At 40.2% G+C, this 24,167-nt stretch carries 21 protein-coding genes and 1 tRNA gene; 15 read left to right on the top strand and 7 right to left on the bottom strand.

Annotated features, from left to right (window positions below; translation table 11 throughout):
• Nucleotides 1–160: 160 nt before the first annotated feature.
• Entirely contained in the window at nt 161–1,249 is a 1,089-nt protein-coding gene (locus SAE01_RS21275) for an A/G-specific adenine glycosylase (protein WP_147205831.1), read from the bottom strand.
• A 194-nt stretch (nt 1,250–1,443) separates the two neighbouring features.
• Here SAE01_RS21275 and SAE01_RS21270 point away from each other — a divergent pair, with 194 nt between their 5' ends.
• The 4 genes from SAE01_RS21270 to SAE01_RS21255 all read left to right on the top strand — a co-directional run bounded on the left by SAE01_RS21270 (nt 1,444) and on the right by SAE01_RS21255 (nt 5,483).
• A complete protein-coding gene (locus SAE01_RS21270) occupies nt 1,444–1,746 on the top strand; it encodes an HU family DNA-binding protein (protein WP_147205830.1) in 303 nt (100 codons plus the stop codon).
• 96 nt (nt 1,747–1,842) lie between these two features.
• A complete protein-coding gene (locus tag SAE01_RS21265) occupies nt 1,843–2,688 on the top strand; it encodes a tetratricopeptide repeat protein (protein WP_246113296.1) in 846 nt (281 codons plus the stop codon).
• 343 nt (nt 2,689–3,031) lie between these two features.
• Nucleotides 3,032–4,585, top strand: a complete 1,554-nt coding sequence (locus SAE01_RS21260) for an Rne/Rng family ribonuclease (protein ID WP_147205829.1) — start codon at nt 3,032–3,034, stop codon at nt 4,583–4,585.
• A 103-nt stretch (nt 4,586–4,688) separates the two neighbouring features.
• On the top strand, nt 4,689–5,483 hold the full coding sequence (locus SAE01_RS21255) for a sterol desaturase family protein (protein ID WP_246113295.1): 795 nt from the start codon (nt 4,689–4,691) through the stop codon (nt 5,481–5,483).
• Between the two features lie 143 nt (nt 5,484–5,626).
• On the opposite strand, the gene SAE01_RS21250 is transcribed toward SAE01_RS21255, so the two are convergent.
• Both SAE01_RS21250 and SAE01_RS21245 read right to left on the bottom strand, forming a co-directional pair.
• Nucleotides 5,627–6,820 carry a carbamoyl phosphate synthase preATP-grasp domain-containing protein gene (locus SAE01_RS21250; protein WP_147205828.1) on the bottom strand — a complete coding sequence of 398 codons (1,194 nt, stop codon included), beginning with the start codon at nt 6,818–6,820 and terminating at the stop codon, nt 5,627–5,629.
• An 82-nt stretch (nt 6,821–6,902) separates the two neighbouring features.
• Nucleotides 6,903–7,493 (bottom strand): TetR/AcrR family transcriptional regulator, encoded by a 591-nt coding sequence (locus SAE01_RS21245; RefSeq protein ID WP_147205827.1) that lies wholly within the window; start codon nt 7,491–7,493, stop codon nt 6,903–6,905.
• A 398-nt stretch (nt 7,494–7,891) separates the two neighbouring features.
• Between SAE01_RS21245 and SAE01_RS21240 the strand changes: the two genes are divergently transcribed.
• Nucleotides 7,892–8,815 carry a PfkB family carbohydrate kinase gene (locus SAE01_RS21240; protein ID WP_147205826.1) on the top strand — a complete coding sequence of 308 codons (924 nt, stop codon included), beginning with the start codon at nt 7,892–7,894 and terminating at the stop codon, nt 8,813–8,815.
• A 17-nt stretch (nt 8,816–8,832) separates the two neighbouring features.
• Here the strand turns inward: SAE01_RS21240 and SAE01_RS21235 are convergent, their stop codons facing one another.
• Nucleotides 8,833–9,189 (bottom strand): cupin domain-containing protein, encoded by a 357-nt coding sequence (locus SAE01_RS21235; RefSeq protein ID WP_147205825.1) that lies wholly within the window; start codon nt 9,187–9,189, stop codon nt 8,833–8,835.
• A 241-nt stretch (nt 9,190–9,430) separates the two neighbouring features.
• Here SAE01_RS21235 and SAE01_RS21230 point away from each other — a divergent pair, with 241 nt between their 5' ends.
• Nucleotides 9,431–10,414: an SMP-30/gluconolactonase/LRE family protein gene (locus SAE01_RS21230; protein ID WP_147205824.1), complete on the top strand. Its 984-nt coding sequence runs from the start codon at nt 9,431–9,433 to the stop codon at nt 10,412–10,414.
• A gap of 125 nt (nt 10,415–10,539) precedes the next feature.
• On the opposite strand, the gene SAE01_RS21225 is transcribed toward SAE01_RS21230, so the two are convergent.
• Entirely contained in the window at nt 10,540–11,682 is a 1,143-nt protein-coding gene (locus SAE01_RS21225; RefSeq protein WP_147205823.1) for a glycosyltransferase family 2 protein, read from the bottom strand.
• Between the two features lie 289 nt (nt 11,683–11,971).
• On the opposite strand from SAE01_RS21225, the gene SAE01_RS21220 reads away from it, so the two are divergent.
• The 7 genes from SAE01_RS21220 to SAE01_RS21190 all read left to right on the top strand — a co-directional run bounded on the left by SAE01_RS21220 (nt 11,972) and on the right by SAE01_RS21190 (nt 19,666).
• Nucleotides 11,972–13,189, top strand: a complete 1,218-nt coding sequence (locus SAE01_RS21220; protein WP_147205822.1) for a PQQ-dependent sugar dehydrogenase — start codon at nt 11,972–11,974, stop codon at nt 13,187–13,189.
• Nucleotides 13,190–13,236: 47 nt separating this feature from the next.
• A complete protein-coding gene (locus SAE01_RS21215; protein WP_147205821.1) occupies nt 13,237–13,464 on the top strand; it encodes a hypothetical protein in 228 nt (75 codons plus the stop codon).
• 179 nt (nt 13,465–13,643) lie between these two features.
• A complete protein-coding gene (locus SAE01_RS21210; protein ID WP_147205820.1) occupies nt 13,644–14,615 on the top strand; it encodes a hypothetical protein in 972 nt (323 codons plus the stop codon).
• 93 nt (nt 14,616–14,708) lie between these two features.
• Nucleotides 14,709–15,203 carry a biotin/lipoyl-containing protein gene (locus tag SAE01_RS21205; RefSeq protein WP_147205819.1) on the top strand — a complete coding sequence of 165 codons (495 nt, stop codon included), beginning with the start codon at nt 14,709–14,711 and terminating at the stop codon, nt 15,201–15,203.
• Nucleotides 15,204–15,268: 65 nt separating this feature from the next.
• Nucleotides 15,269–16,741 carry an acetyl-CoA carboxylase biotin carboxylase subunit gene (gene accC, locus SAE01_RS21200; RefSeq protein WP_147205818.1) on the top strand — a complete coding sequence of 491 codons (1,473 nt, stop codon included), beginning with the start codon at nt 15,269–15,271 and terminating at the stop codon, nt 16,739–16,741.
• A 199-nt stretch (nt 16,742–16,940) separates the two neighbouring features.
• Complete coding sequence (locus SAE01_RS21195; RefSeq protein WP_147205817.1) at nt 16,941–18,482, top strand: acyl-CoA carboxylase subunit beta; 1,542 nt, start codon at nt 16,941–16,943, stop codon at nt 18,480–18,482.
• A gap of 617 nt (nt 18,483–19,099) precedes the next feature.
• Nucleotides 19,100–19,666, top strand: coding sequence for a hypothetical protein (locus SAE01_RS21190; RefSeq protein ID WP_147205816.1), 567 nt, complete (start codon nt 19,100–19,102; stop codon nt 19,664–19,666).
• Between the two features lie 65 nt (nt 19,667–19,731).
• Here SAE01_RS21190 and SAE01_RS21185 read toward each other — a convergent pair.
• A tRNA-Val gene (locus SAE01_RS21185) sits at nt 19,732–19,805 on the bottom strand.
• Between the two features lie 61 nt (nt 19,806–19,866).
• Entirely contained in the window at nt 19,867–20,622 is a 756-nt protein-coding gene (locus SAE01_RS21180) for a PI-PLC domain-containing protein (protein WP_147205815.1), read from the bottom strand.
• Between the two features lie 623 nt (nt 20,623–21,245).
• On the opposite strand from SAE01_RS21180, the gene SAE01_RS21175 reads away from it, so the two are divergent.
• Both SAE01_RS21175 and SAE01_RS21170 read left to right on the top strand, forming a co-directional pair.
• Nucleotides 21,246–21,605, top strand: a complete 360-nt coding sequence (locus SAE01_RS21175; RefSeq protein ID WP_147205814.1) for a PadR family transcriptional regulator — start codon at nt 21,246–21,248, stop codon at nt 21,603–21,605.
• 52 nt (nt 21,606–21,657) lie between these two features.
• Complete coding sequence (locus SAE01_RS21170; RefSeq protein WP_147205813.1) at nt 21,658–23,862, top strand: PspC domain-containing protein; 2,205 nt, start codon at nt 21,658–21,660, stop codon at nt 23,860–23,862.
• Nucleotides 23,863–24,167 lie beyond the last annotated feature (305 nt).

Below are 24,167 nucleotides of genomic sequence, written 5' to 3'. Positions count from 1 at the left end.
CAGCTCTCTAAAATTACTTTTTTTTATAAAACAATTCAAGCATTGAAAAAAATTTATTCTTCTAATGATGTATTTAGGCAGTTTTTACCAAAAGCGGCAAATGGTCATGTTAGTTTCAGCTAATCGGTGCTTCTAGAACTCTAAAGTGAAATGGTCTTTTTCAAACCAGAATTTTTTCGATTGTACCTCCAAGGAAAGATTGGTCTTGTAGATGCCGGTTTATAAATTTTGGAAAGGGGACAAGGGAAAGCTCATCAGCGTTTAGCTCTAAAAAGTGTTTTAATGATGCTGGCACAATAGGCAGCTTTACTGTAATAAATCTTCCCAGTAAGGTTTGATGAGTTAAGTGCTGAGTATACGGATCAGAAATTTTGATAATTGAAAAATCGTTGATGCCTAATTGCTCATTCAACCACTGTTTGATGTCTTTCTGTTTCCAGTGTAACTCTTTGCTTGATTCAACTAAATAAAATTCGTACAGGTTCTCCCAAATGTCTTTGTCTATCCGTTTTCGAACTAGCACTCCTTCGTCAGTCATGAAGATGAAGTATGTAAAAAACCGCTTTCGTTTTATTAGTCGTTTTTCTTTTACAGGAAGTTCATTAACTAGTCCAGAATTGTAAGCCACGCACTCTTGTTGAAGAACGCAATTAAAACAATCAGGTAATTGCGGCTTACATATCGTTGCACCAAAATCCATAAGTGCCTGGTTATAAGCGGCAGAGTCTTCTTTGAATAACAACCTATTTGCAAGGCCGGTAAAAAGTTCCTTTCCTTTAACTGAGTCAATAGCTATCGCTTCCCCAAAAAATCTCGCTAGCACCCTAAAAACATTCCCATCCACCACTGCATGTGGAAGTCCATACGCAAAAGACGAAATGGCAGCCGCGGTGTAAGGTCCTATACCCTTGAGTTTTAATAGATTTTCGTAGGTTTCCGGAAATTTCCCCTCTAAATCATCTAATATATAACGTGCAGTAAAAAGCAAGTGTTTGCACCTTGAATAATAGCCTAAACCTTCCCAAGCCTTGAAAACCGCTTCGTTTGGTGCTTCAGCAAGACTTTTCAAGTCCGGAAAAACTTCAATAAAATTATTGTAATACGCAAGTCCTTGCGTCACACGTGTTTGTTGAAGAATAATTTCGCTAATCCAAATTTTATAAGGGTCTTTTTCCCCTTTCCATGGCATGATTCTTTTATTTCCCTCTAAGTGCCAATTGATTATGTTCCTGGTGAAATTATTTTCCATGAGTACGTCGAATATAAAGACACAATTATCACTTTATAATTAATTAAAGACAATAAAATTTTATTTAACTTTCTTTAATATTAATTGATTAACAGTAGAGTAAGCCAAAGTAAAAAAGGGTTTTTTAAAAAAGAATACTCAACACGCACGGCGAAAAAAAACAGTTTGAGTAGAAAAGAAAAAATAACTACCCAATGAGAAAGTCAGACTTAATAAATCAAATTTCAGAAAAAACGGGCATACCTAAAGTTGATGTTTTAGTAACATTAGAAACGATGTTCAAGGAAGTGAAGGACAGTCTTTCGCAAGGGGAAAATATTTATATAAGAGGGTTCGGTAGCTTTATAACTAAGAAAAGGGCTGCCAAAATTGGCAGAAATATTAAACGTAATATTGCTGTTGAAATTCCTGAGCATTTCATTCCAGCCTTTAAGCCAGCAAAAGAGTTTGTTAGCGAAGTTAAAAGTAAAAGGAAACATGAAGACGGGGCTGTTTAATGAGTTTTATTTCCACACTGTTTGCCCGCTTCTTTTAACTAAACAACTGACAATACACCCACCATTTAATCTACATTTGCCGGATAATAAATAATCGTGAAGAAACAACAACTTCTATTGGTAGGTGGCGGCGTTATGTTATTTATCCTATTATTCTTCTTTGGTAATACTATACCCCCGGCAAAGCCTGCTGCTGCAGTTGCTGCGAATACTCCTCACGAGCAAAAGAAAATTGAATCTGAGAAATTGCTTACGCATGCTAAAGAGCGATTGACTCCGCAACAGCTGGAAAGAGTTACTTCCCTTGAAAATAGTGTAAAAAGAGGTGACGTTAAAAATCAGCAGCTCCGCGTTTACAAAACGCTAGCTTCCTTCTGGGAAGATAGCGTAAGGTTATTTGAACCATACGCCTATTATACGGCAGAAGCAGCGAAGTTGGAAAATTCTGAAAAAAGCCTCACCTTCGCAGCCCATTTGTTTTTAACCAATCTAAAAACCGAGGCTGATCCTCCAATGCAGAACTGGTTAGCAACAAATGCAAAAGATCTTTTTCAGAGAGCGTTAGAAGTAAATCCGGCTAACGATAGCAGCAAGGTTGGGTTAGGAGCGTGCTACATTTTTGGCAGCATTTCAGATAACCCGATGGAAGGCATATCGTTGATAAGAGAAGTGATACAACGAGATCCTAACAACCTTTTTGCTCATTTAATATTGGGTCTTGGGGGTGTGAGAAGTGGGCAATTTGATAAAGCAATTGAGCACTTTGAAACTATAGTTAAGAAACAGCCGGAAAATCTTGAAGCAGTTTTAAACCTTGCAGAGACTTTTGATCAGAAGGGTGATAAAGAGAATGCTATCAAATGGTACAAAATAGTGAAAGGTAAAATACCAAACCCTGAAGTTCAAAAAGAATTAGAAACACGAATAAAAGCATTACAATAACAGTAATTATAAACTAAAAATTATTATATCATGCCTTGCGGAAAGAAAAGAAAGCGTCATAAGATTGCGACGCACAAGCGTAAAAAGAGATTAAGAAAAAATCGTCATAAAAAGAAGAAGTAGTTCTTCTTCTCATCCTGTCATTATTTGCAATGCCGGAGAGTAGCAGTTATTCTCCGGCATTTTCAACTTTCTACTGGTCTGCCAACCGCCTGTTTTGCAACTTTTACCTTTACCTTATCAATAAAAAGTGGCAGGATAATTTCGTGTTGGTTCAACACGGTGACGAAATGGTGTGCTCTCCTTAGCGGGGAACTTGTGTGAATTTTTAAAAGTTGCAATTTTGAACAAAGAACTTATCATTAACTCTACCCCAAATGGGGTGGAAATAGCCTTATTAGAAGACAAAAAGCTGGTAGAATTACACAACGACAAAACAGACTCTAGTTTTGGTGTTGGTGATCTCTATCTTGGAAAAGTAAAAAAATTAATACCTGGATTAAACGCTGCATTTATTGATGTAGGTTTCGAAAAAGATGCCTTTCTACATTACACAGACCTAAGTCCATTTGCCCGTTCCATTTTAAAATTTACTCAGTTAAGTGTAGCAGACAAATCTGAAGAGGGTTTGGATTTTACAAAGTTCGAGGTAGAGCCTGAAATCTTAAAAACAGGTAAAATAAATGAGGTACTAAGTGGGAAGCCAAATGTTTTAGTTCAGATTCTAAAAGAGCCGATCGCAGCCAAAGGGCCACGGCTTAGTTGTGAAATTTCGCTCCCTGGTCGTTTTGTAGTACTTACTCCTTTCAATGATATTGTTGCAGTTTCCAAAAAAATACATAGTGGTGAGGAACGCAAACGGTTACAGAAAATCGTAGAAGCAATCAAGGAGAAAAACTTTGGAGTAATTGTACGAACCGCCGCTGAAGGGAAAAATACAGCAGAGTTGCACGAAGATCTGACTTCACTAATTAATACATGGAAGGGTATTCAGAGAAACTTAAGAGGGGCTGAAGCGCCGGCAAAAATCTTGAGCGAGCAAACAAAGGCTACAAGTATGTTGAGAGATCTTCTTACAGAAGATTTTAATAAGATTGTCGTAAACGACAATGGCATTTACAACGATACCAAAAACTATATTCAGAAGATTGCGCCTGAAAAAGCGGAGATTGTAGGGATGTATCAAAATGGCGCCTCCATTTTTGATCATTATGGAATAACCAAGCAGGTTAAAAGTGCTTTTGGTAAAACAGTAAATCTTCCTAGTGGTGCTTATTTGATTATTGAACATACAGAAGCCCTCCACGTGATCGACGTAAATAGCGGTTACAAAAGCGTGGGGAACAACCAGGAGGAAAACGCTCTTCAAACAAATATGGAAGCCGCGGAGGAAATCGCGCGCCAATTAAGACTAAGAGATATCGGGGGAATTATTGTCGTTGACTTCATCGATATGAAGCTCCCTGACAATAAAAAGAAGTTGCAGGACGCAATGGATAATTTTATGCGGACCGATCGTGCGAAACATGCAGTGCTTCCAATTTCTAAGTTTGGTCTCATGCAGATCACCCGGCAGAGAATGAGACCCGAAGTAAATATCAATACTTCTGAAGTTTGCCCGAGTTGTAACGGGACCGGTAAAATTACTTCAACCATACTACTAGTTGACGAAATAGAAAAGAAGCTACTCTATCTTGTTACACATCAACATAAGAATCTTACGTTGCATGTGAACCCGATCGTTCATTCTCATTTGACGAAAGGCTGGTTCTTCAATTCGATTAAATATAAGTGGAACAAGAAATTCAAGACCAATATAAACGTGTTACCCAATAACAATTACACGTTAATCGAGTTTCACTTTTACGATCAGAACGAAGAAGAAATAAAAATTTAAATTTAAAACCTGGCTTAGCCGGGTTTTTTTATGAACAAGCGCAGCCTGCAATTGTATTAAATCTGTGAGTTCCCTTTAATTTCATTATTGTAATACTGCCGTGATGCCCGATTTTACAAATCCTCTCGTTTTCCTGCTTGCCACACTTGTAATGTTTCTGGTGGTCGTGGGAAGATACTTTGTGATCGCAGGCTTATTTCAATTCTGGTTTTACCGCTTTAGGGGTAAGCAATGGAACAGCAGAAGCCTGGGTAAAAAAAAAGAAGGCAATACCCAGTTTTACAGGGAGCTGAAGTGGTCAACCATTACTTCTCTCATCTTTGCTTTTGCAGGAACGTTTACAGCCATTCTTTGGCAAAAAGGGTACACTAAGTTGTACCTAAACTTGGAAGACTATCCTTTGTGGTACATGCCGCTTAGCCTCTTAGTTTCTATGCTTATCCACGAAACTTATTACTATTGGTTACACAGGTGGATGCACCGACCGAAGGTTTTTAAATTGTTACACAAAGTTCATCACGATAGCAGCACGACAAGTGCATGGACTGCATTCTCATTCCACCCTTTGGAAGGCATTCTGCAAGCAATTATTTTGCCCCTGACAATTATATTTCTTCCGATGCATGTCTATGTTTTATTGTTTCAATTAACGATCATGACTTTTAGCAGTGTTATCAATCACCTTGAAATTGAAACGTACCCGGCAAATTTTCATCGTCATTTTGTAGGGCGATGGCTGATCGGAGCTACTCATCACTCACTGCACCACAAACAGTTCAAGTACAATTTCGGCCTGTATTTTACTTTCTGGGATAAATGGAAGAAAACGGAAAGTCCAAAGTTTTCTTCTTTGTTTGAAGAAAAAACAAATGGATTTGCTAAAGAGAATAAAAGCTAAAGCTTTAATGCTTTTTAGGGCAAATACTGCAAGAAGCAGAATAGCGATATTTGGATGAACGAAATGCGACGCAACAATGCTGCTTGATAACTAACTGCCGGGTTAATAAAAAAATTACGGCATCGTCTCCCGCAATTCGATTGCTACTTACTCAGATGCATACTTCTTTCTTTGTACAGCATCCTAAAGTAAGGGTCGCGTAAGTCTTTGATAAACCTGATTGCCTCACCTGTGCTTTTCATCTCGGGCCCTAACTCTCTGCTAACGCCGGGGAATTTGTCAAAGCTGAAAACAGGCTCTTTTATAGCAAAACCTTCAAGCTTCTTCTCGAATGTGAAGTCTTTTAATTTGGCAGTATCAAGCATCACCTTAGTAGCGATGTTTAGGTAAGGGATCTGGTAAGCTTTTGCAATAAAAGGCGTGGTACGCGAAGCTCTCGGGTTCGCTTCGATCACATATACCTTGTCATTTTTAATTGCAAACTGTATGTTGATGAGGCCTTTAATATTTAGTGCCCGCGCTATCTTTTCTGAGTAATATTCCATGGTTGTAATAACCAGCGGAGTCAAATTAAAAGCTGGAAGTACTGCGTTACTATCACCACTATGAATTCCGGCAGGCTCAATATGCTCCATCACACCCATTACATGAAAGTCTTCTCCATCAAAAATGGCGTCAACTTCCGCTTCCTGGCAACGGTCCAAAAAATGATCAATCAAAATTTTATTATCAGGGATGTGTTTAAGCAGGCTCACAACGGCGTTTTCAACCTCCTCATCGTTTATTACAATCCGCATTCTTTGCCCGCCTAATACATAACTTGGGCGAACCAACACCGGGTAACCAACCCTGTTTGCAACCTCAATAGCCTCATCCGCTGTATAAGCAGTGCCGTACTCAGGATAAGGGATTTCTAGTTCTTTTAAAAGATCGCTAAATCTTCCGCGATCCTCGGCAATGTCCATATTGTCAAAGGAAGTACCGATAATCCTAATTCCTCTTTGGTGAAGTTTTCTTGCAAGTTTTAATGCTGTCTGCCCGCCAAGCTGTACAATTATGCCATACGGTTGCTCCAGTTCTATAATCTCCCACAGGTGCTCCCAATAAACAGGCTCAAAATATAGCTTGTCGGCAATATCAAAATCGGTACTAACAGTTTCAGGATTACAATTAATCATGATAGCTTCATAGCCCGACTCTTTGATTGCCATCAGGCCATGCACGCAGCAGTAATCGAATTCGATTCCCTGCCCGATACGGTTGGGGCCACTTCCTAAAACAATGATTTTTTTCTTCTGAGAAGGTATAGATTCGTTAGACGATAAAGTGTTGGACATTAAAGCGAAATTTCGCGAAATTAACGATAGGCAGCGAGAAGAAAAGTTATTTTTTGCTCCAAACCTTAAATGAGCATTTGCCCTAATTTCTTATGCCGTCAACGAGAATGGTTATAATATTCTCTTCGAGGTCGTTGCGGTTTACCTTATGTACAATTCGGTGCCATTGATCGACGGCGCCAATTGCATTAATAAAAATCATTACTGCGCTATTAGCATCAACTGCCTTAATTTCTTTGTTGTCTACACCTTGCTGTACCACGGCAGCAAATCGCTTGCGATAATTTCTGCGCATCTCGCGGTACTCCGATAAGTGCGGTTCATCCATGTTTCTCCAATCATGATCAGTTACGTATACTTCCTCGTAGTTGTCCATCATTTCGCGTACATGAAATCTCAGCAGCTTTTCTATTTTATCAATTACCGGCCCGGGCTGGTTTTCAAGGTCGCTTATGTGGGAGGTATACCTATTGGCTACATTCATGCAAATCGCCTCAAGCAAATCGTTTTTAGATTCAATATGATTGTACAAGCTTGCTGCTTCTACACCTACCACAGCTGCTAATTCCCTCATACTTGCAGCCTTATATCCTTTTTCTTTAAAAAGTCTGGCAGCATGCCCTATTATAAATTCCCTCTTACTATTATTTTCAGTCGGTTTGATTTTTCCCATGTGCGCATGCTCGTTAAGATGAAACAAAGATATCAAGTAGCATTTGATGATTAAGATAGGTGTGAGGTTTAATTAACAAACAAAAAGGTTATAAGCTAAGTTTTATATGAGATGTATAAGATATGCTTTCTTACGAGGCCGGCATTGGTGTTTCAATATAACTCCTGTTGTGTCACACCCTTGTACGGCATCTTTTTATGGCGTCGCCTTATTGCCAATTGCTAATATTTCTCTTAAAAACATCAATACCGTAGTCGTTATTAAACAATTGTATTAAGGCGAAAGGCTTCTTTAGGATGCTTTATAAAAATCCTTTAGTTTCGCACCCCAATAGCGATATTGAACGTATTTACGGCTTTGTCTCTACAGCAAGAACAACTATTTAAAAAACTTCATCTATGTCTTTAGTCGTGGTCGGTTCAATGGCCTTTGATGCAATTGAAACTCCTTTTGGTAAATCAGATAAAATTATCGGTGGGGCAGCTACTTATATCGCTTATAGCGCAAGCAATTTTACAAAGCCAATCAAGCAGATTTCAGTAGTAGGTGGAGATTTTCCACAGGCAGAACTGGATGCATTGGCTTCAAGAGGCGTACAGCTTGAAGGTGTGCAAATAAAGAAAGATGAAAAGAGTTTTTTCTGGAGTGGTCGCTACCACATGGACATGAACACACGGGACACATTGGAGACTCAACTAAACGTTCTTGAAAACTTCACCCCCGTTGTTCCTGAGAGTTACCAGGATTGCGAGTTTCTAATGTTGGGTAACCTTGTTCCTGCAGTGCAAAGAAGTGTTATTCAGCAGATGAAAAAGCGTCCGAAATTGGTTGTAATGGATACCATGAACTTCTGGATGGAAATTGCTTTAGACGACCTCAAGGATGTGCTTACTATGGTTGATGTACTAATGGTTAACGACAGCGAAGCAAGAGAGTTGAGCCATGAGTACAGCTTGGTAAAAGCTGCCAATAAAATATTAACGATGGGCCCGAAATACCTGATCATCAAAAAAGGTGAACACGGTGCATTACTGTTTCATGAAAATCATGTGTTCTTTGCTCCCGCTTTACCATTAGAAGATGTGTTCGACCCAACTGGCGCCGGCGATACTTTCGCGGGCGGTTTCATCGGTCACCTTGCAAAAACAAAAGACATTTCTTTTGATAACATGAAGACTGCTATCATTATGGGCAGCGCAATGGCAAGTTTCTGTGTAGAAAAGTTCGGCACTCAAAGACTTACCGAAATCACAAAAAGAGAAATAGACGAGAGACTTGAAGAGTTTGTTGAGTTGGTAAATTTTGACATCGACTTGGTATAACGAACCTTTTTGCAAGACTAATTCATTTTAGGCAAAAAGTCTTCTCGTTGCGGCGTGAAGACATCTACTAAAACACCCGGCTCTAGGCATACTGTACCGTGAAGGATACCAGGATGTACATAGAAGCCGTCACCTGCTTTAATAACTTTCTTTTCATCGCCAATGGTCATTTCAAAAGCCCCGCTTTCAACATATGAAACCTGTGTATGAGGGTGACTATGGGCTTCGCCAATAGCACCTTTTTCAAACTTTACTTTCACCATCATAATCGTTTCATTGTAGCCAAAAAGCTGGCGTTGCATTCCTTTGCCAAGATCTTCCCAAGGTATTTCTCTATTAATTTGAAAAGGGGAGCTATGAAGGTTTTTAGGCATTTTATTAGAATTTATAATAAGACGAAGGTAACAGCTAAACCACTCAATTACGTGACCTAAGCCCCCTTTACTTACAACGTTTTTTAGAGTTCTTTCTTCACTAGCAATAATTTCTAAGAACGCTTTAGATTGCACGAATCGCCTTAATTTTTAAATTGTATATTAAGGTCATTAAATGGCAGCGACTTTCTTTGAACTTAATTTAAAACGCTTACTAACTCTATCGACCAAAACTTTTGCTATGAACAAAATTCTTATTCCCGTATTAATCTTGATTTTTTCTTCTTGTCAACAATCAAAAAATCTTGGTAGCATACAACGGATAGATCCGTCTTTAGACTCTATTGTTTCACCTGATGCAGAAATTGAGATTATAGCAGATGGCTTTAAATGGACGGAAGGACCACTTTGGCTGGAAGATAAAAAGATGCTTCTTTTCTCTGATGTTTTTTCAAACAAAGTGTATAAATGGACAGAGGGAAAAAAGGCCGACGTTTATGTATCGCCTTCGGGATATACCGCTACGACAACGCGAGGCGGAGAGATTGGCTCGAATGGTTTGTTGCTAGACAATGAGGGCAAGCTGGTATTATGTCAACATGGAAATAGACAAGTAGCAAGAATGAATGCTGACCTTAGTAATCCAAAATCTGAATATGTATCTCTGGCATCGGCCTACCAGGATAAGCGATTGAACAGCCCTAACGATGCAACTTTTGATACAAACGGAAATTTATTTTTTACCGATCCCCCTTATGGCTTGGAGAAGAACATGGCTGATCCTGCAAAGGAAATTTCTTTTCAGGGCGTTTACAAAGCCAAGCTAACAGGAGAGTTGATATTGTTGTGTGACACGATAACCCGCCCAAATGGAATAGCTTTTTTTCCTGGCGAAAAAACCTTGCTTGTTGCTAATTCAGATTCTTTAAAACCCTTCTGGTATTCTTTTGATGTTGCCAATGACACTCTCACTAACGCACGCATTTTTTATAATGCCGGTTCACACTTTAACGAAGGCAAGGGGTTGCCAGATGGATTGAAGATTGATAAAAATGGAAACGTGTTTGCTACCGGCCCCGGCGGTGTTTTTATCTTTAGTCGGCAAGGCAAACTATTAGGTAAAATAAAATTACCCGTAGCTCCTTCTAATTGCGCTTTTTCTGCCGATCAAAAGACGCTTTTCATTACGGCCACTAATTATGTTTTGCGGCTAAAAATGCGTTAGTAGCAATTAAGTTTTGGGAATTTGAAATGTACATAAAAGAGATGCTGATGAACGAAATGCGTCGCAAGAATGATCAATCGGAGTTATTTGGCTGGTATCTTAAAATCAATCAAAACTAAAGTCTGCTACTTCTGCTTCTTGAGCTCCCCCAAAGAGTAAAAAGTATCCCGCCAATAAATGCCTCCTTGTTTCAATGTTTTATAGGTAGATTTTACAAGAATGTAAACCGTGATGCAGCCGGCAAAAGGGATCATTAAAGCGTGCCACCACTTTGCCTGTAAACCTTTCTTCAAAACCATTAGAACGATCTGTGATAACAGGATAAAGATTGCGAGAAACAACCCAAGTTTGTCCTGGGTAAGTAATATCGGTATGGGCAAAACAAAGACCACTAACGTCATGACTGCGATAAAAATGACGGTAGGCAGGCGATAATTGGAAACCGCAAAAGTGTTTTTCATCAGGCCTTTGATAAATTCGTTTAGGCTCGTGTACCATTCCAGGGAAATCTCCTTGTTGCCATACATCACATCTTGTTTTAGCCCTGCTTTCTTTATTCGTTCTCCTAACTTTAAATCATCGTCGGGTCGAAGGGAAATTACTGTATGCGTTCCCGCTCTTTCATAAGCGGTGCGTTTAAGAAGGTTAAAAGCTCCAACACCAATAGAAGCATTTGAAGAAGGATCAGAAGCTTTCCAGGGTCGCAGCTTCATTTCAAGCATAAGCGCAAAAGTTGACATAACGCTTTTAAAAAGGGAAGATCGTGAACTGATTTCAGGAAGAGCGGTTAGGTGATCGACGCCGTTTGATAAAACATAGTGCATCGCTTTTTTTAGTGACTGCTTTTCGTACACGATATCTGCATCTGTGAAAAGCAGCCATTCCTCATTGGAAGCACAATACCCCTGGTACAATGCATGGTTTTTTCCTAGCCAGCCAGAAGGGAGATCTTTGATCGTAATAACAGAAAGGGTAGGATGCAGCTTCGACATCTTATCTAAGATCTCAGGAGTGCGGTCAGTAGAACGATCATTAATTACAATGATTTTCAAATTTGTATAATCGAGATTACAAACGCTATTGAGGGCTTGCTCAACCTCTTTCTCTTCATCTTTTACAGCAATAATAATGGCAACAAAAGGTTCGGGAAAATTGGATGTAGGTGATACATCTTTTAGGTAGATAATCCTGGTAGAGTTAATTAACAAGTAGGCGCTCGCTATGATCCAGAAAGCCGTAATAATTATTGCATAAACCGTGATTAGCATCCAACAAAACTACCCTTATCTTTTTTATCTTAATAGGCCATCAACCACCTCTTCTTCGTAGTAGGGAAGGAAATCTTGATGATTTATTGAAGAGTAAATATTTGATGTATTCTCGTACAAAGCCTAAAAAGCTTTAAACTGCTGGAACAATTTTTTTTACCGCTATAGTTCGATTTGCCTAAATCAGAAATGTGCACCAAAAAGACCAATAGTAGGTTAAATGCAAATTTTCTTAGCTTAATTTAAATAATTTCACAGACTCATATTTTTCACCACTTATACTTAGCTCATGAAGTTCAACAAGGTACTTTTTTCGGTCGCTCTAATTCCGCTCTTTTTAACTTGCTATTACGCAAACAAAGAGGGAGACAAGGGGCAAAGTAGTTTAAATACTTCCACTTCAGGTACGTCTTCCGAAGGTGAAAAGTATAAGTTAGCCGAGGCTTTTGCAGGTCTGAGCTTTGAACTTCCTGTAGAATTAGTGAGCCCTGAAGACGGTACAGACAGAATTTTTGTGGTAGAGCAAAAAGGCGTTATAAGAGTGTTTCCAAATAAAGGTGATGTAAAGAACGCGGCGAAGTTTCTCGACATAGAGCAAAAAGTTGAAAGCGGTGGCGAAAAGGGTTTATTAGGACTCGCGTTCCATCCTAATTATAAAAGTAACGGATACATCTATGTTAACTACACCAGGGGCAAGCCGTTGGAGTCAGTGATCTCAAGGTTTAAGGTAAGTGCTACAAATCCAAACGTAGCTGATCCTCAAAGCGAACAAATATTGCTGACCTATTTGCAACCATACTCGAACCACAACGGTGGTAAAGTTGCTTTTGGAAATGATGGTTTTCTTTACATCGCAGTTGGCGACGGCGGTAGCGGGGGAGATCCCGGGAACAGGGCCCAAAATAAGAAAGAGTTGCTAGGCAAGATTTTGCGTATCGATGTGAATAATCCTTCAGGAAACTTAAAATATACCATACCTGCCGACAACCCTTTCAAAAATAATAAGGAAGGTTTCAGGGAAGAAATCTATGCATATGGCATGCGCAATCCATGGAGATTTAGTTTTGATAGGGCAACAGGAATGCTTTGGGCCGGAGACGTTGGTCAGAATAAGATCGAGGAAATAGATATTATAGAAAATGGTGGAAATTATGGTTGGCGTGTTATGGAAGCGGATGAATGTTTCCAATCGAGCGATTGCAATAAGGCGGGACTAGTTTCGCCCATCACCAGCTACAAACAGGGAAGCAGCACGGGCAATTCGGTAACTGGTGGGTACGTTTGCTACGACAAAAGTTTACCGGAACTTAACGGAAAATATATTTACGGCGATTTTGTATCTGGCAACATTTGGGCTTTGACATACAGCGATAAGAAGGCTGTTAACAATGAGCTCATTGGTAAGCTTTCAGGCGGTTTATCTTCTTTTGGAGAAGATAGCAAGCACAATTTATTTCTACTTGCGTATGGCACTGGTAAGGTCTATAAATTGAGTTCCGCTCTTTAAATGCATGTTTTGGTTTTTGACCAAAATCCAAATTAATACTTCAAAACATGAATAGCTTACTCGTTGTTTTTATAGTAGTCTACTGCACAACAATAACCCTGGTTCTTTTAATGCCGAAAAGACGAATTAATAGCGTTATGCGACGCGTTGATAAAGATTTTGATCTTGAGTTTACTACGATAAACTCAAAGTATGTGTATTACAAGTTCTTGATTTTTTGGGCAGGGGTTACTGGTGGTATTATTACCCTGATAATAAAACTGCTCTTCTATTAGTTTTCTTTCCGTTCTGACAAGGATATAATCATCAATTTTTATTACTGACGGTCCAGAGATAGTTGCATTGATTACAACAGTCGAACGTAATGCGTCGCAACGATGAACCATCGAAGTTGGATAGCCGGTAACATAATAATATCTCAACAACACTTGTAGTTTTTTAATCTCTCTAAAACATGAAGCGATACTTATTTTGGTTGATGTGCTCCTTCTTCATGTCAACTTTGACTTTTGATTGCCCCGCGCAAACCACCAGCGGAAAACAGGTTGTGTACAAGACGCGTAAAATGCTGCTACGCGATGAAGGATTGTCTCAACTAAGTTTTATTGATATTGCCAATCCTACTGCAAATTGGTTTGTATCTGTGCCTGCCGGCCGCGACATCCAGCTGGTAGGAGACAACCGCGTTTTAATAGGTACGGGGAAGGGCTACGAGGAGCGACAGACCTCCACCGGCAGCAAAGTATATGAAGATACTTCCTTTGCCGGCACCATTACAGCGCGACGACTTCGAAATGGTAATACACTGCTTGGAGGGCTGAACTGGCAAGGAAAACAAGGGATTGTATTGATTGAAATTAACCGCACCGGTAAAACACTGCGAACCATCGTTTATCCAGGCTTTGATTACCTGCGACTTGTTCGCGAAACTGCCTCAGGCACTTTTATGGTCACCTCTAATAATGTTGTTTTTGAGGGAAATGACAAAGGCGAAATTATCTGGAAGGCCGCTGTTACAGGTCTGCCTCAACCGCATGCTTGGCAAGCTGTAAGACTAAGCAACGGGCAAACAGTTGTCAGCAGCGGTTATGCAAAAAACTTTCAAATTGTTGGAAAGGATGGAAAATTGCTTGATACTATCACCGGGCCTGCTGAGGTTCATCCTCATTTTTATGCAGGATTTCAAATTCTTGCAAATGGTAATTATGTGGTAGCGAACTGGCAAGGGCACGGGGTAAAACAGGGAGGCAGTGGCACCCAAATTCTGGAATACACACCCAAAGGCAAACTGGTCTGGTCGTGGAAACAGGATCCAGCAAAATTTTCTTCCATACAAGGAGTGATTGTGTTAGATGAGCTAGATCTATCACGATTGTATGTAGAAGATGCAAACGGAAAACTTGCTCCAACCAGGCTTAAACAATAGCATCAGCTAAAAAGAAACAGACGTTAGTGTTAGCCTTATCGTTTGTATCTTGAAATCTTTCCCGTCAGATAAATTACCATTACTTCTCAGCTTATGACAGATAAAAGCTCTTTGGTCTATAACATAAAGGTCAACGAATTTGAATTTTCTTTTACAGAAGAACAGCTTGCTGCAATAGACCTGGTACAAAAGTCTCCAACAGTTTTTAACCTTCTTACAAATCACCAATCGGTAAATGCTACTTTGATTAAAGCAGACGACTCTGCGAAAAAGCAAACTCTAGAAATAGAGGGCGAAATCTTTGACATACTGATCAAAGATGAACTGGACGTAATGCTGGATAAAATGGGATTTAGTGCAGTTGCCGGCAAACAAATAAAAGAGATTAAAGCACCCATGCCGGGGCTGGTACTTGAAATTGCGGTTACTGAAGGTCAGCAAGTGCAGCAAGGTGATAAATTATTAATACTGGTCGCAATGAAAATGGAAAATAGTATTGCGATACCAACGGCAGCAACTATTAAGCGCATTGTTGTAAGTGCAGGCGAGGCGGTTGAGAAAGGGCAGGTGTTGGTGGAATTGGAATAGGAGATAATGAATAATGAGAAATGAATAATGAATAATAGAAGGGTTTTCATAATTACCATTTACTAATGAAAAAGATCTTAGTTGCTAATAGGGGAGAAATTGCACTGCGCATTATGCGAACCATTCGCAAGATGGGGATTCAATCTGTGGCAGTTTTTTCAGAAGCGGACAGAAATTCTCCGCATGTTTTATTTGCAGATGAGGCAGTGTGTTTAGGTGCAGCGCCTTCCACTGACTCATATTTAAATGCTGATAAGATCATTGCTTTTAGTAAAGAATTGGATGTTGAAGGTATTCATCCAGGTTACGGCTTTTTAAGCGAGAATGCAGAATTTGCCCAAAAGGTGCAGGAGGCTGGAATAACATTCATTGGTCCGGGTGCTGAGGCAATGCGTGTAATGGGTTCTAAGCTGGCAGCAAAAGAATGTGTAAAAGGTTATAACATTCCAATGGTGCCCGGTATTGATAAAGCAATAGGCGACATTACAGTGGCAAAAGAAACCGCAAACGAAATAGGATATCCCATTCTTATCAAAGCCTCTGCAGGAGGTGGTGGAAAAGGAATGCGCGTGGTTGAGAAGGAAGCAGATTTTGAAGAACAAATGCAACGCGCCATTAGCGAAGCCGAAGCATCTTTTGGAGATGGATCTGTGTTTATTGAAAAATATGTGACTTCACCCCGGCACATCGAAATACAAGTACTGGCCGATAATTATGGAAACACGGTTCACCTATTTGAACGCGAGTGCAGCATCCAACGCCGTCATCAAAAAGTAGTTGAAGAATCTCCTTCAGTTATACTAACTCCTGAAATAAGGAAGAAAATGGGTGAAGCTGCGGTGATGGTAGCAAAAGCGTGTAACTATACAAGTACCGGTACCGTCGAGTTTCTAATGGATGACCAACTAAACTTCTATTTCCTTGAGATGAACACAAGGTTGCAGGTAGAACATCCTGTAACAGAAATGATCACAGGCATCGACCTTGTAGAAGAACAAATAAAAATTGCCCGAGGTGAGCCATTAGGATTTACGCAAGAGGATCTTACTATCAACGGTCACTCAGTAGAGCTGAGAGTCTATGCAGAAGATCCGCTCAATAATTTCCTGCCGTCTATCGGCACTCTTTCTACTTATAGAAAACCTCAGGGAGACGGCGTGCGTGTAGACGACGGGTACGAAGAAGGCATGGCTATTCCCATCTACTACGACCCTATGATCGCGAAGCTTGTCACTCACGGAAAGGATCGTACCGAAGCTATTCAGAAGATGAAAGCCGCGATAAAAGATTTTAAAATACAAGGCTTGTCAACAACCCTTCCCTTTGGCACTTTTGTTTTTGAACACGATGCTTTTCTTTCGGGCAAGTTTGATACCCATTTTGTAAAAAGTTATTACACACCCGACCTGCTAAAAGCAAAGCAAAAAGCAAGTGCCGAAGCGGCCGCACGGATCGCTCTGAAGTATTGGTTAGATCAGCAGAAGATCATAAAAGCAGTAGAGCATAAGACAACCAATTGGAAAAGAAGATTAGCTTAAAAAAAAAAATGTACAATAATTGTCCAAACTGTAGCGCTACCATTAACGTCGTTGCGTCGCACTCTTGTACAGGCTTTTCTCCATTTGGCAAATCGAATAATTATGCTCAAAAGGTTTAAAACAAAAAATTAGTGTGCCGCATATACCCATCCTGCTCCTAAGGACGAAGGACTGAGGAGCAGGTCAAAACTTACTACCAATGAAATCGAAGACAGAAATATTAAAGGAAAAAATCGAAAAAGGTAAGCTTGGCGGCGGCAAAGCTCGGATTGATACGCAGCATAAGAAAGGAAAACTGACAGCAAGAGAGCGGATTAACTTATTGATGGATCCCGGTTCGTTTGAAGAAATTGGCGCTTTGGTTTTACACCGCACCAAAGATTTTGGTATGGAAAAACAGCAGTACTACGGCGACGGGGTTATCACCGGTTATGGTACTGTCAACGGTAGGCTCATCTATGTTTTTGCTCAAGATTTTACCGTGTTTGGCGGAGCACTTTCTGAAACGCATGCCGAAAAGATTTGTAAGATTATGGACATGGCTGTGAAAGGAGGAGCGCCCATGATTGGCCTAAATGATTCCGGCGGTGCAAGAATCCAGGAAGGCGTGCGTTCGCTTGGTGGATACGCTGATATTTTTTATCGCAATGTTCAGTCGTCGGGAGTTATTCCTCAAATCTCCGCTATCATGGGACCTTGTGCCGGCGGCGCCGTTTATTCTCCTGCCATGACCGATTTTACCATCATGGTCGAACATACCAGCTACATGTTTGTAACTGGGCCGAATGTGGTAAAAACAGTCACACACGAAACGGTAAGTTCTGAAGAGCTTGGGGGAGCCTCGACTCATTCAACCAAATCAGGTGTCACTCATCTAACCGCTCTAAACGACATGGATTGTATAGCACAGCTAAAAAAGCTGTTGAGCTATATGCCCCAGAACTGTGAAGATCCAACTTTAAAAATTCCCTATACGTTGGGCGATGAGACAAGGGAAGTATTAGAGACAATCATTCCTGAAAGCACTAACCAACCGTACGATATAAAAGAAGTCATTTCCGGTATTTGTGATGCAGACTCATTTTTTGAAATTCATGGTTCTTATGCTGAAAACATAGTGGTAGGTTTTGCCCGCCTTGCGGGAAGAAGTATTGGCATTGTTGCCAATCAACCTATGCGCCTGGCAGGGGTGCTCGACATTGACAGCTCAAAAAAAGGCGCCCGTTTTACCCGCTTCTGCGACTGTTTTAATATACCCCTGCTTGTATTGGTTGATGTACCAGGTTTCCTACCGGGAACCGACCAGGAATGGAATGGAATTATCACCAACGGGGCTAAGCTGCTGTATGCATTAAGCGAAGCTACCGTACCAAGAATAACGGTAATCACACGCAAAGCATACGGCGGAGCCTACGATGTAATGAATTCAAAACACATCGGAGCCGATATGAACTATGCCTGGCCGACAGCAGAAATTGCAGTGATGGGTGCTAAAGGTGCCAGTGAAATTATTTTCAAAAAAGAAATCTCCGAGGCAGAAGATCCCGCACAAAAATTATTGGAAAAAGAAGCAGAGTACGCTGAAAAATTTGCTACCCCATATCTTGCTGCAGAGCGCGGATTTATCGATGAGGTAATCGAACCAAAAGATACCCGCAAGAAACTAATTAAAGCATTCGCCATGCTTGAGAATAAAGTCGTGAAACGGCAAAGAAAAAAACACGGCAATATTCCCTTATAGGTATTAATTCTTCTTAAGTGTCTGATCAGACGTACAGCTTTGCTTTTTCCTCGTCTTGGGAAATACATTTTTAAGGAGAAAAGACGAAAATTGCGAGAGCCCGAAAATATTGCCCGTTTTTTCAGTACCTAATTATGAGGTACGATTAAGATAATTTTAAGAATTACCGCTTATACTTTCCACTCCACATATCGTCTAATTTCTAAAGGGGGAAAAGAACAAATTAAGCCGTTGAAAGTTTCTGGACACAAATTTCAAAAAGCTTCAATAGTTGTAAATCTCCCCGGACGTGCCACCCTCATTTCAAGGTAAATTGATAGTAGAAAAAGTACAAGAATAAATTCAAGTAAAACACCGAAAGGCAGTTAGTGTTATTGCTTAAAAGAGAAAAAGGAGGATTATTTTCTGTACAACTATTCGAACACTAATGTTAACAATGAGGCTTTAAATATTATTTATCAACATGATTGGTTTGATGCATCGAAAACAGCAAAAGAAGCATCTTCATATATAGCTTTTAATGTTTCTGAAAACCCTGGTGTCGCTCATGGAATTAAAATTTTCCTGACCGATTTAGGGTAGTCAAAACGTCTAGCCCGAACTCTTTAATCTAATGAATGAAAACACCTTTACTCAAACACTTGAATAACCATTATTCCCATTTCTCAGTATCAGAAGGTCTTGAATTACCAGAAAGTATCAGACAATGCGTCGAAGAAACGATCGCAGCCAATCCTTCAAACTGTTTAGATCCCATAAAAGCCAAAGGTCATTGCTTAAGAATAAGTGATCTTTTGATGTTGAATTTAGCAGAACAAGGAAAAAAGCCTTTTGTAGATTGTAAAATAATTCATACGAAAAAACCTTACCCTCATTTTTGGATATATGTCGATGGTTGGCACATAGACTTAACGGCAAGGCAGTTCGATCCAAATGCGCCATGCCCCAAAATCTGGAAGGACGAAGATTGCAATCTAAGCAGCCTCTACTCAGTTGAAAGAGGAAGAGGTACCGTTCTTTTTAAATTGGTTCCTTTCATGCGAAAAAGTGCTCCTGCTTATTCGATTTCTTTTATCAGCCGAATTGCAAAGCGAGGTTTGAGAAACCAATATTATGATTTGAAGAGTTTCCTCATGGATTTCTTAGGAACCCGGCGCAAACAAGAAGACTCTATTTTTAGCTGATTAAAATTGATTGCACCTTAGCTAAGAGAGTTTTTAGTACAGTGTTGAACTGCACTAGAAACTTGTAGACCCGACCGGACTCGAACCGGTGACCTCTTCCATGTCAAGGAAGCACTCTAACCAACTGAGCTACGGATCTGTAGAACGGGCACAATAGTACTTGAATTTGCTTTGAAAAAAAAGTTCAAGTTGTTGCGAGGCTAAAATATTTTGCTGTTCCTCTCGGCTAGTTGTACTTCTTCATTATCGCGAATGATCTTGAGCGCACTGCTGACCGGGCGCGAGAAAATGCTGTTTAGACCTACTATTACTCCATCCACCTTATCCTCCTCAATGTACTTGCGTAAAGCTTCGGAACGGTGAACCGACCAGGTGTAAATTTTTGAAAAAGGTCCTGTAGTGTCCCTAATTGGTGCTGCCTTCTGCATCGACTCGTGAAATTCTTCGTTTAACGGTATCAAAGTAATGCCGTTGCCATACCAGCATTGTGTTGCACCTATTTTTTTAAAGAATGCTGCAACCTCTGCGGGGTCGTCTTCCTCATCAATCGCGATTCCTTCACATTCGTTTAATAGCGGAACGATCTCAGCGAAAATATGAGCCTTATCAATTTTAGCCGTAGAATATATACGCGGTAAATCCTTTGGAAGGGTACTGTTAATGATATCACGAACGCCTTTGAATGGCTCCGACGTTTTTACATCAAAAATGATGATCGACAATTGCCTCTTATACTTCTTTTCTGCCCGTGGTATATAGTTCAGCCATTCCAGCAAATCTGTCTTAGTAAGACCTTCGTGGCTGATCCACCATTTTTTGTCGTCGTCTGCCCACAAGTCACATTCAATTCCATTCACTTTTTGCTTGAGGGCCTTATTGATCTTTTCAATGTCGTTACAGCCGTGGCCAATCAGGTAAAAGTTTCGGGATACCGTAGGCGGAGTTGTTGAATCCAATAGTATGATTGTTTTTAAGGTGAAAAATCAAAACAACGATAATTATGATGTTTAACGTTCTTACTTAAAAAACAGTTCCATCCCTACTTGTTACTTCAAAAGCACCCTACTTCCTTCAAAAAAGGAACCTCTTTATGTTTAAATACTCCAAACTGTTTTTTCATCCCTTTATTTTGCCGTTCATCACTTTGCGTAATTTTTCCGTTTGAGGCTTTTTCTTCTAAAAACCTTGCTAGTATTGACTTTCGTGCTATAACTACTAATGCCGGATGCCTGCTACTAAAAAAAATTAGGTACTTTATATTGCATAGTACTAGAAAAAGCTGCATCTTTGTATAGTTGATGGAGAAATTGAGAGCGGAAGGGAAGTGAGGAAAAAGAATCGGAAGTCGGAAATCGAAAGTCGCGAGTAGAATTGGAGTGTTAAATCGCGATTAAGTATGACCACAACTAGCGATTGACGATTAACGACTAGCGGCGAAAGCAGGAGCAGAACCAACAGATACAAGTACAACTGAGTGACACAACGATGATCAACAAAGAGAAATAGTAGAACCAGAAAAAATTTAATAATAAAAAGACTTGCCCTAAGACTAAAAGGGAAGTCGCAAAAAACTCCGGTTATGAATATTGATAACACACAGAGCCAGATGCGGAAGGGGGTATTGGAGTTTTGCATTCTGTCCATCATTCGCCAGGGGGAAGCTTACCCTAGTGATATCGTGGAGAAGATGAAAGCTGCCAACCTAAACATTTTGGAAGGAACACTTTACCCATTACTAACAAGACTTAAAAACGCAGATTTCCTTATGTATAGGTGGGTAGAAAGCAACAGTGGTCCTCCCCGCAAATATTTTAGCATGACAGAAAAAGGTCTTGCTTTTTATCGGGAGCTCGAAGACACCTGGAACGAATTGGCCAACGCTGTAAACACGTTGACCGCAAGAGTTGAAAAATCAAATATTTCTGAAAACCAACTTTAACCAACCACGCTAACTACAACGCATCCGCATTGTAACGCACAAAAATAGAATTATGAAAAAGGTAATTAACATAAACTTTCAAGGCAGGGTAATACCAATTGAGGAGACTGCCTATGATATGCTCACGAGGTATGTCGAAAGCCTCCGGTTGTTTTTTGCTAACGAGGAGGGCAAAGACGAAATTATAAATGATATCGAGGGACGTATAGCGGAGCTTTTTGGCGAAACCTTGAAAAAAGGTAGTATTTGCATAACTGACGCTGACGTAAATACCATTATCAATAGCATGGGCCGCCCTGAAGATTTTGAGGCTGACGAAGAGAAAGTACATACTAAACTAGGTGCGGAAAGTCGTGGCAACTATTCTTACGGTCAAAGCGGAACTACCGGTAGGGGCAGATTGTATCGCGACGAAAACCATAAAGTATTAGGCGGCGTGTGTAGCGGTATCGCTAACTACTTTTCGATAGATCCGATTGTTATCAGAATATTATTCATAGTATTTATCGGCATCACATTTATTCCGTACCTGATATTATGGGTAGCAGTACCAAGCAGCTCTTCTTTACAGATCGGTTCTCAAAGAAAGCGCTTGTTTAGAGACACAGAAACAAAAATAATTGCCGGTGTATGTAGCGGCCTTGCACAATACTTCAATGTGCAGTTGTGGGTACCTCGTGTATTGTTTCTGATACCCTTCTTTTCTTTTGTTTTTCGTTGGGGCCATTGGGGATGGTGGGATTTTCCTCACTTTCTAAGCTTTTCTTTCAGCCCAGGGTCAATATTCGTTTACATCATTTTGTGGCTGATTTTGCCAGAGGCTAAAACTGCGGCAGACAAACTGGAAATGAAAGGCGAGAAAGTTGATTTGAACAACATAAAAAGTACTATACAGGGAGACCTGGAAGGTTTTAAAGATCGGGCTCAGCAGTTTGGTAGCGAATTGAAGGACCGCGCTCAATCGATGGGAGAAGAGTTGAGTAGCGCAGGTAGAAAGTTCGGAGCAGAGGCCAGCGCTGTAGGAAGAAGAACAGGCGGTGGAGTTGGTCATGTAATAAAAGTGATCATCAAGATTTTCGTCTACTTCTTTGTGGGTTGTTTTCTTCTTGCCATCGTAGGTAGCTTGTTTGGGTTGGGCGTTGTTTTAACCGGTCTCTTACCAGCGTATTCGTACGTCCTTGACAGCAATTACCAGGAAGTATTAGCGTGGTGCTCACTTATTTTCTTCATCTGGGTACCTGTTATTGCAATTGTAACCTGGATTATTAGAAAGCTTACCGGTAAAAAAGGTAACAGTGGTATCATCAGGTTAACCTTTCTTTCATTTTGGATCTTAGGCGTCATCTGTTTTGTAAACCTGGTAATTTCAATTAGCAGCGAATTCAGATACAGGAACTATCCTACAGAACAAAGAGTCGCTTTACCTAATCCTAACGTCAACAAGCTCGAAATAAAGGCGGCGGCATTTGGCAAGTACTATAGCCAGAACTGGCTAAGACTAGAACCTTTTGCATCTGTTGATGATGACACTGTATATGTGAGAAACGTGAGGTTAAGAATTATCAAATCGACTTCAGACAGTTTCCAGGTGTTTATGGTCAAGATGGCAAACGGAAGCAGTAAAGACGAGGCTGAAAAAACAGTATCCCGTATCAACTATAATGTCGCTCAGAAAGACAGTTTCCTTTTATTAGACAAAGGTTTGCCAATTACCAAGCAAGGCAAATTTAGAAACCAACAGGTGATTGTAACTGTGGCTGTTCCGGTGGGTAAAAGAATATACGTGAATGATAATGTAGGATGGGGTAACGATGTTAGGGTGAATATGGGACGTGACAATGATTTCTGGGATTGGGAAAATAATATGGAATCTGTTTCATTGCGTTGGGATCACAATGTTGAATATGTGATGACAGCTAAAGGATTGGAAAGAGTTGACAAGAGCAGGGGTGAAGATGAGGATAACAATGACAATGAAAACGACAACGACAACAGCAACGAAACGATAGAGCAGTTCAGAAAAAGCAAAGAGCAAATGGAGCGTGAGAAAGAGCAAAAGCTTAAAGAATTGCAGGAGATAGATAGGGAGTTGCAAAAAACCGATAGCACCTTTAGCGACAGTACAAGGTATCGTTATAGAAGGTCAACACCAGAAGCTCCGACAACTCCTCAAACAAAAAAGCCAAAACGGACTGATATAGCAAGCACAGATGTTGCGGAACCAAGCGACATGCTGATGATAAAGTTCGCACTATAAAATAGGTTGAAGTTGGGAAAAAGGGCTCAGCCGCACGTATTGGGCAGAGCCCTCCCTCTTTTAAAACTTCCTGCTTTTCAGGAAGTTTTTTTGTTTACCGCACATGAGCTTCTCCTGGCAGTGTTGTGTTACTTACTTGTACTTATGTTTTTTAATTAGCAGTCTTTTACTTAAGTATCATAGGGGTTGTCTTTCTTAAATAAAGACAGCTAGCCTGCCAACTTTTACTTTGAGGGTTTTTAAAACAATTTTTGTTGTTTCGTAAAGTTGCCTTGAATCTTCCTTAATTGTCGACTGTAAGCTTG

This window comes from Segetibacter aerophilus, assembly GCF_007991655.1.
Classification (GTDB): Bacteria; Bacteroidota; Bacteroidia; order Chitinophagales; family Chitinophagaceae; genus Segetibacter; species Segetibacter aerophilus.
Note: the sequence above shows the minus strand (reverse complement) of the source record. Positions and strands in the feature narration are given on the sequence as shown.

What these genes read in the sequence shown, in the direction of transcription:
- SAE01_RS21275 (WP_147205831.1), bottom strand. Translation starts at nt 1,249, where the DNA reads ATGGAAAATAATTTCACCAGGAACATAATCAATTGGCACTTAGAGGGA.
- SAE01_RS21270 (WP_147205830.1), top strand. Translation starts at nt 1,444, where the DNA reads ATGAGAAAGTCAGACTTAATAAATCAAATTTCAGAAAAAACGGGCATA.
- SAE01_RS21255 (WP_246113295.1), top strand. Translation starts at nt 4,689, where the DNA reads ATGCCCGATTTTACAAATCCTCTCGTTTTCCTGCTTGCCACACTTGTA.
- SAE01_RS21250 (WP_147205828.1), bottom strand. Translation starts at nt 6,820, where the DNA reads ATGTCCAACACTTTATCGTCTAACGAATCTATACCTTCTCAGAAGAAA.
- SAE01_RS21245 (WP_147205827.1), bottom strand. Translation starts at nt 7,493, where the DNA reads ATGGGAAAAATCAAACCGACTGAAAATAATAGTAAGAGGGAATTTATA.
- SAE01_RS21240 (WP_147205826.1), top strand. Translation starts at nt 7,892, where the DNA reads ATGTCTTTAGTCGTGGTCGGTTCAATGGCCTTTGATGCAATTGAAACT.
- SAE01_RS21235 (WP_147205825.1), bottom strand. Translation starts at nt 9,189, where the DNA reads ATGCCTAAAAACCTTCATAGCTCCCCTTTTCAAATTAATAGAGAAATA.
- SAE01_RS21230 (WP_147205824.1), top strand. Translation starts at nt 9,431, where the DNA reads ATGAACAAAATTCTTATTCCCGTATTAATCTTGATTTTTTCTTCTTGT.
- SAE01_RS21225 (WP_147205823.1), bottom strand. Translation starts at nt 11,682, where the DNA reads ATGCTAATCACGGTTTATGCAATAATTATTACGGCTTTCTGGATCATA.
- SAE01_RS21220 (WP_147205822.1), top strand. Translation starts at nt 11,972, where the DNA reads ATGAAGTTCAACAAGGTACTTTTTTCGGTCGCTCTAATTCCGCTCTTT.
- SAE01_RS21215 (WP_147205821.1), top strand. Translation starts at nt 13,237, where the DNA reads ATGAATAGCTTACTCGTTGTTTTTATAGTAGTCTACTGCACAACAATA.
- SAE01_RS21210 (WP_147205820.1), top strand. Translation starts at nt 13,644, where the DNA reads ATGAAGCGATACTTATTTTGGTTGATGTGCTCCTTCTTCATGTCAACT.
- SAE01_RS21205 (WP_147205819.1), top strand. Translation starts at nt 14,709, where the DNA reads ATGACAGATAAAAGCTCTTTGGTCTATAACATAAAGGTCAACGAATTT.
- accC (WP_147205818.1), top strand. Translation starts at nt 15,269, where the DNA reads ATGAAAAAGATCTTAGTTGCTAATAGGGGAGAAATTGCACTGCGCATT.
- SAE01_RS21195 (WP_147205817.1), top strand. Translation starts at nt 16,941, where the DNA reads ATGAAATCGAAGACAGAAATATTAAAGGAAAAAATCGAAAAAGGTAAG.
- SAE01_RS21190 (WP_147205816.1), top strand. Translation starts at nt 19,100, where the DNA reads ATGAAAACACCTTTACTCAAACACTTGAATAACCATTATTCCCATTTC.
- SAE01_RS21175 (WP_147205814.1), top strand. Translation starts at nt 21,246, where the DNA reads ATGAATATTGATAACACACAGAGCCAGATGCGGAAGGGGGTATTGGAG.
- SAE01_RS21170 (WP_147205813.1), top strand. Translation starts at nt 21,658, where the DNA reads ATGAAAAAGGTAATTAACATAAACTTTCAAGGCAGGGTAATACCAATT.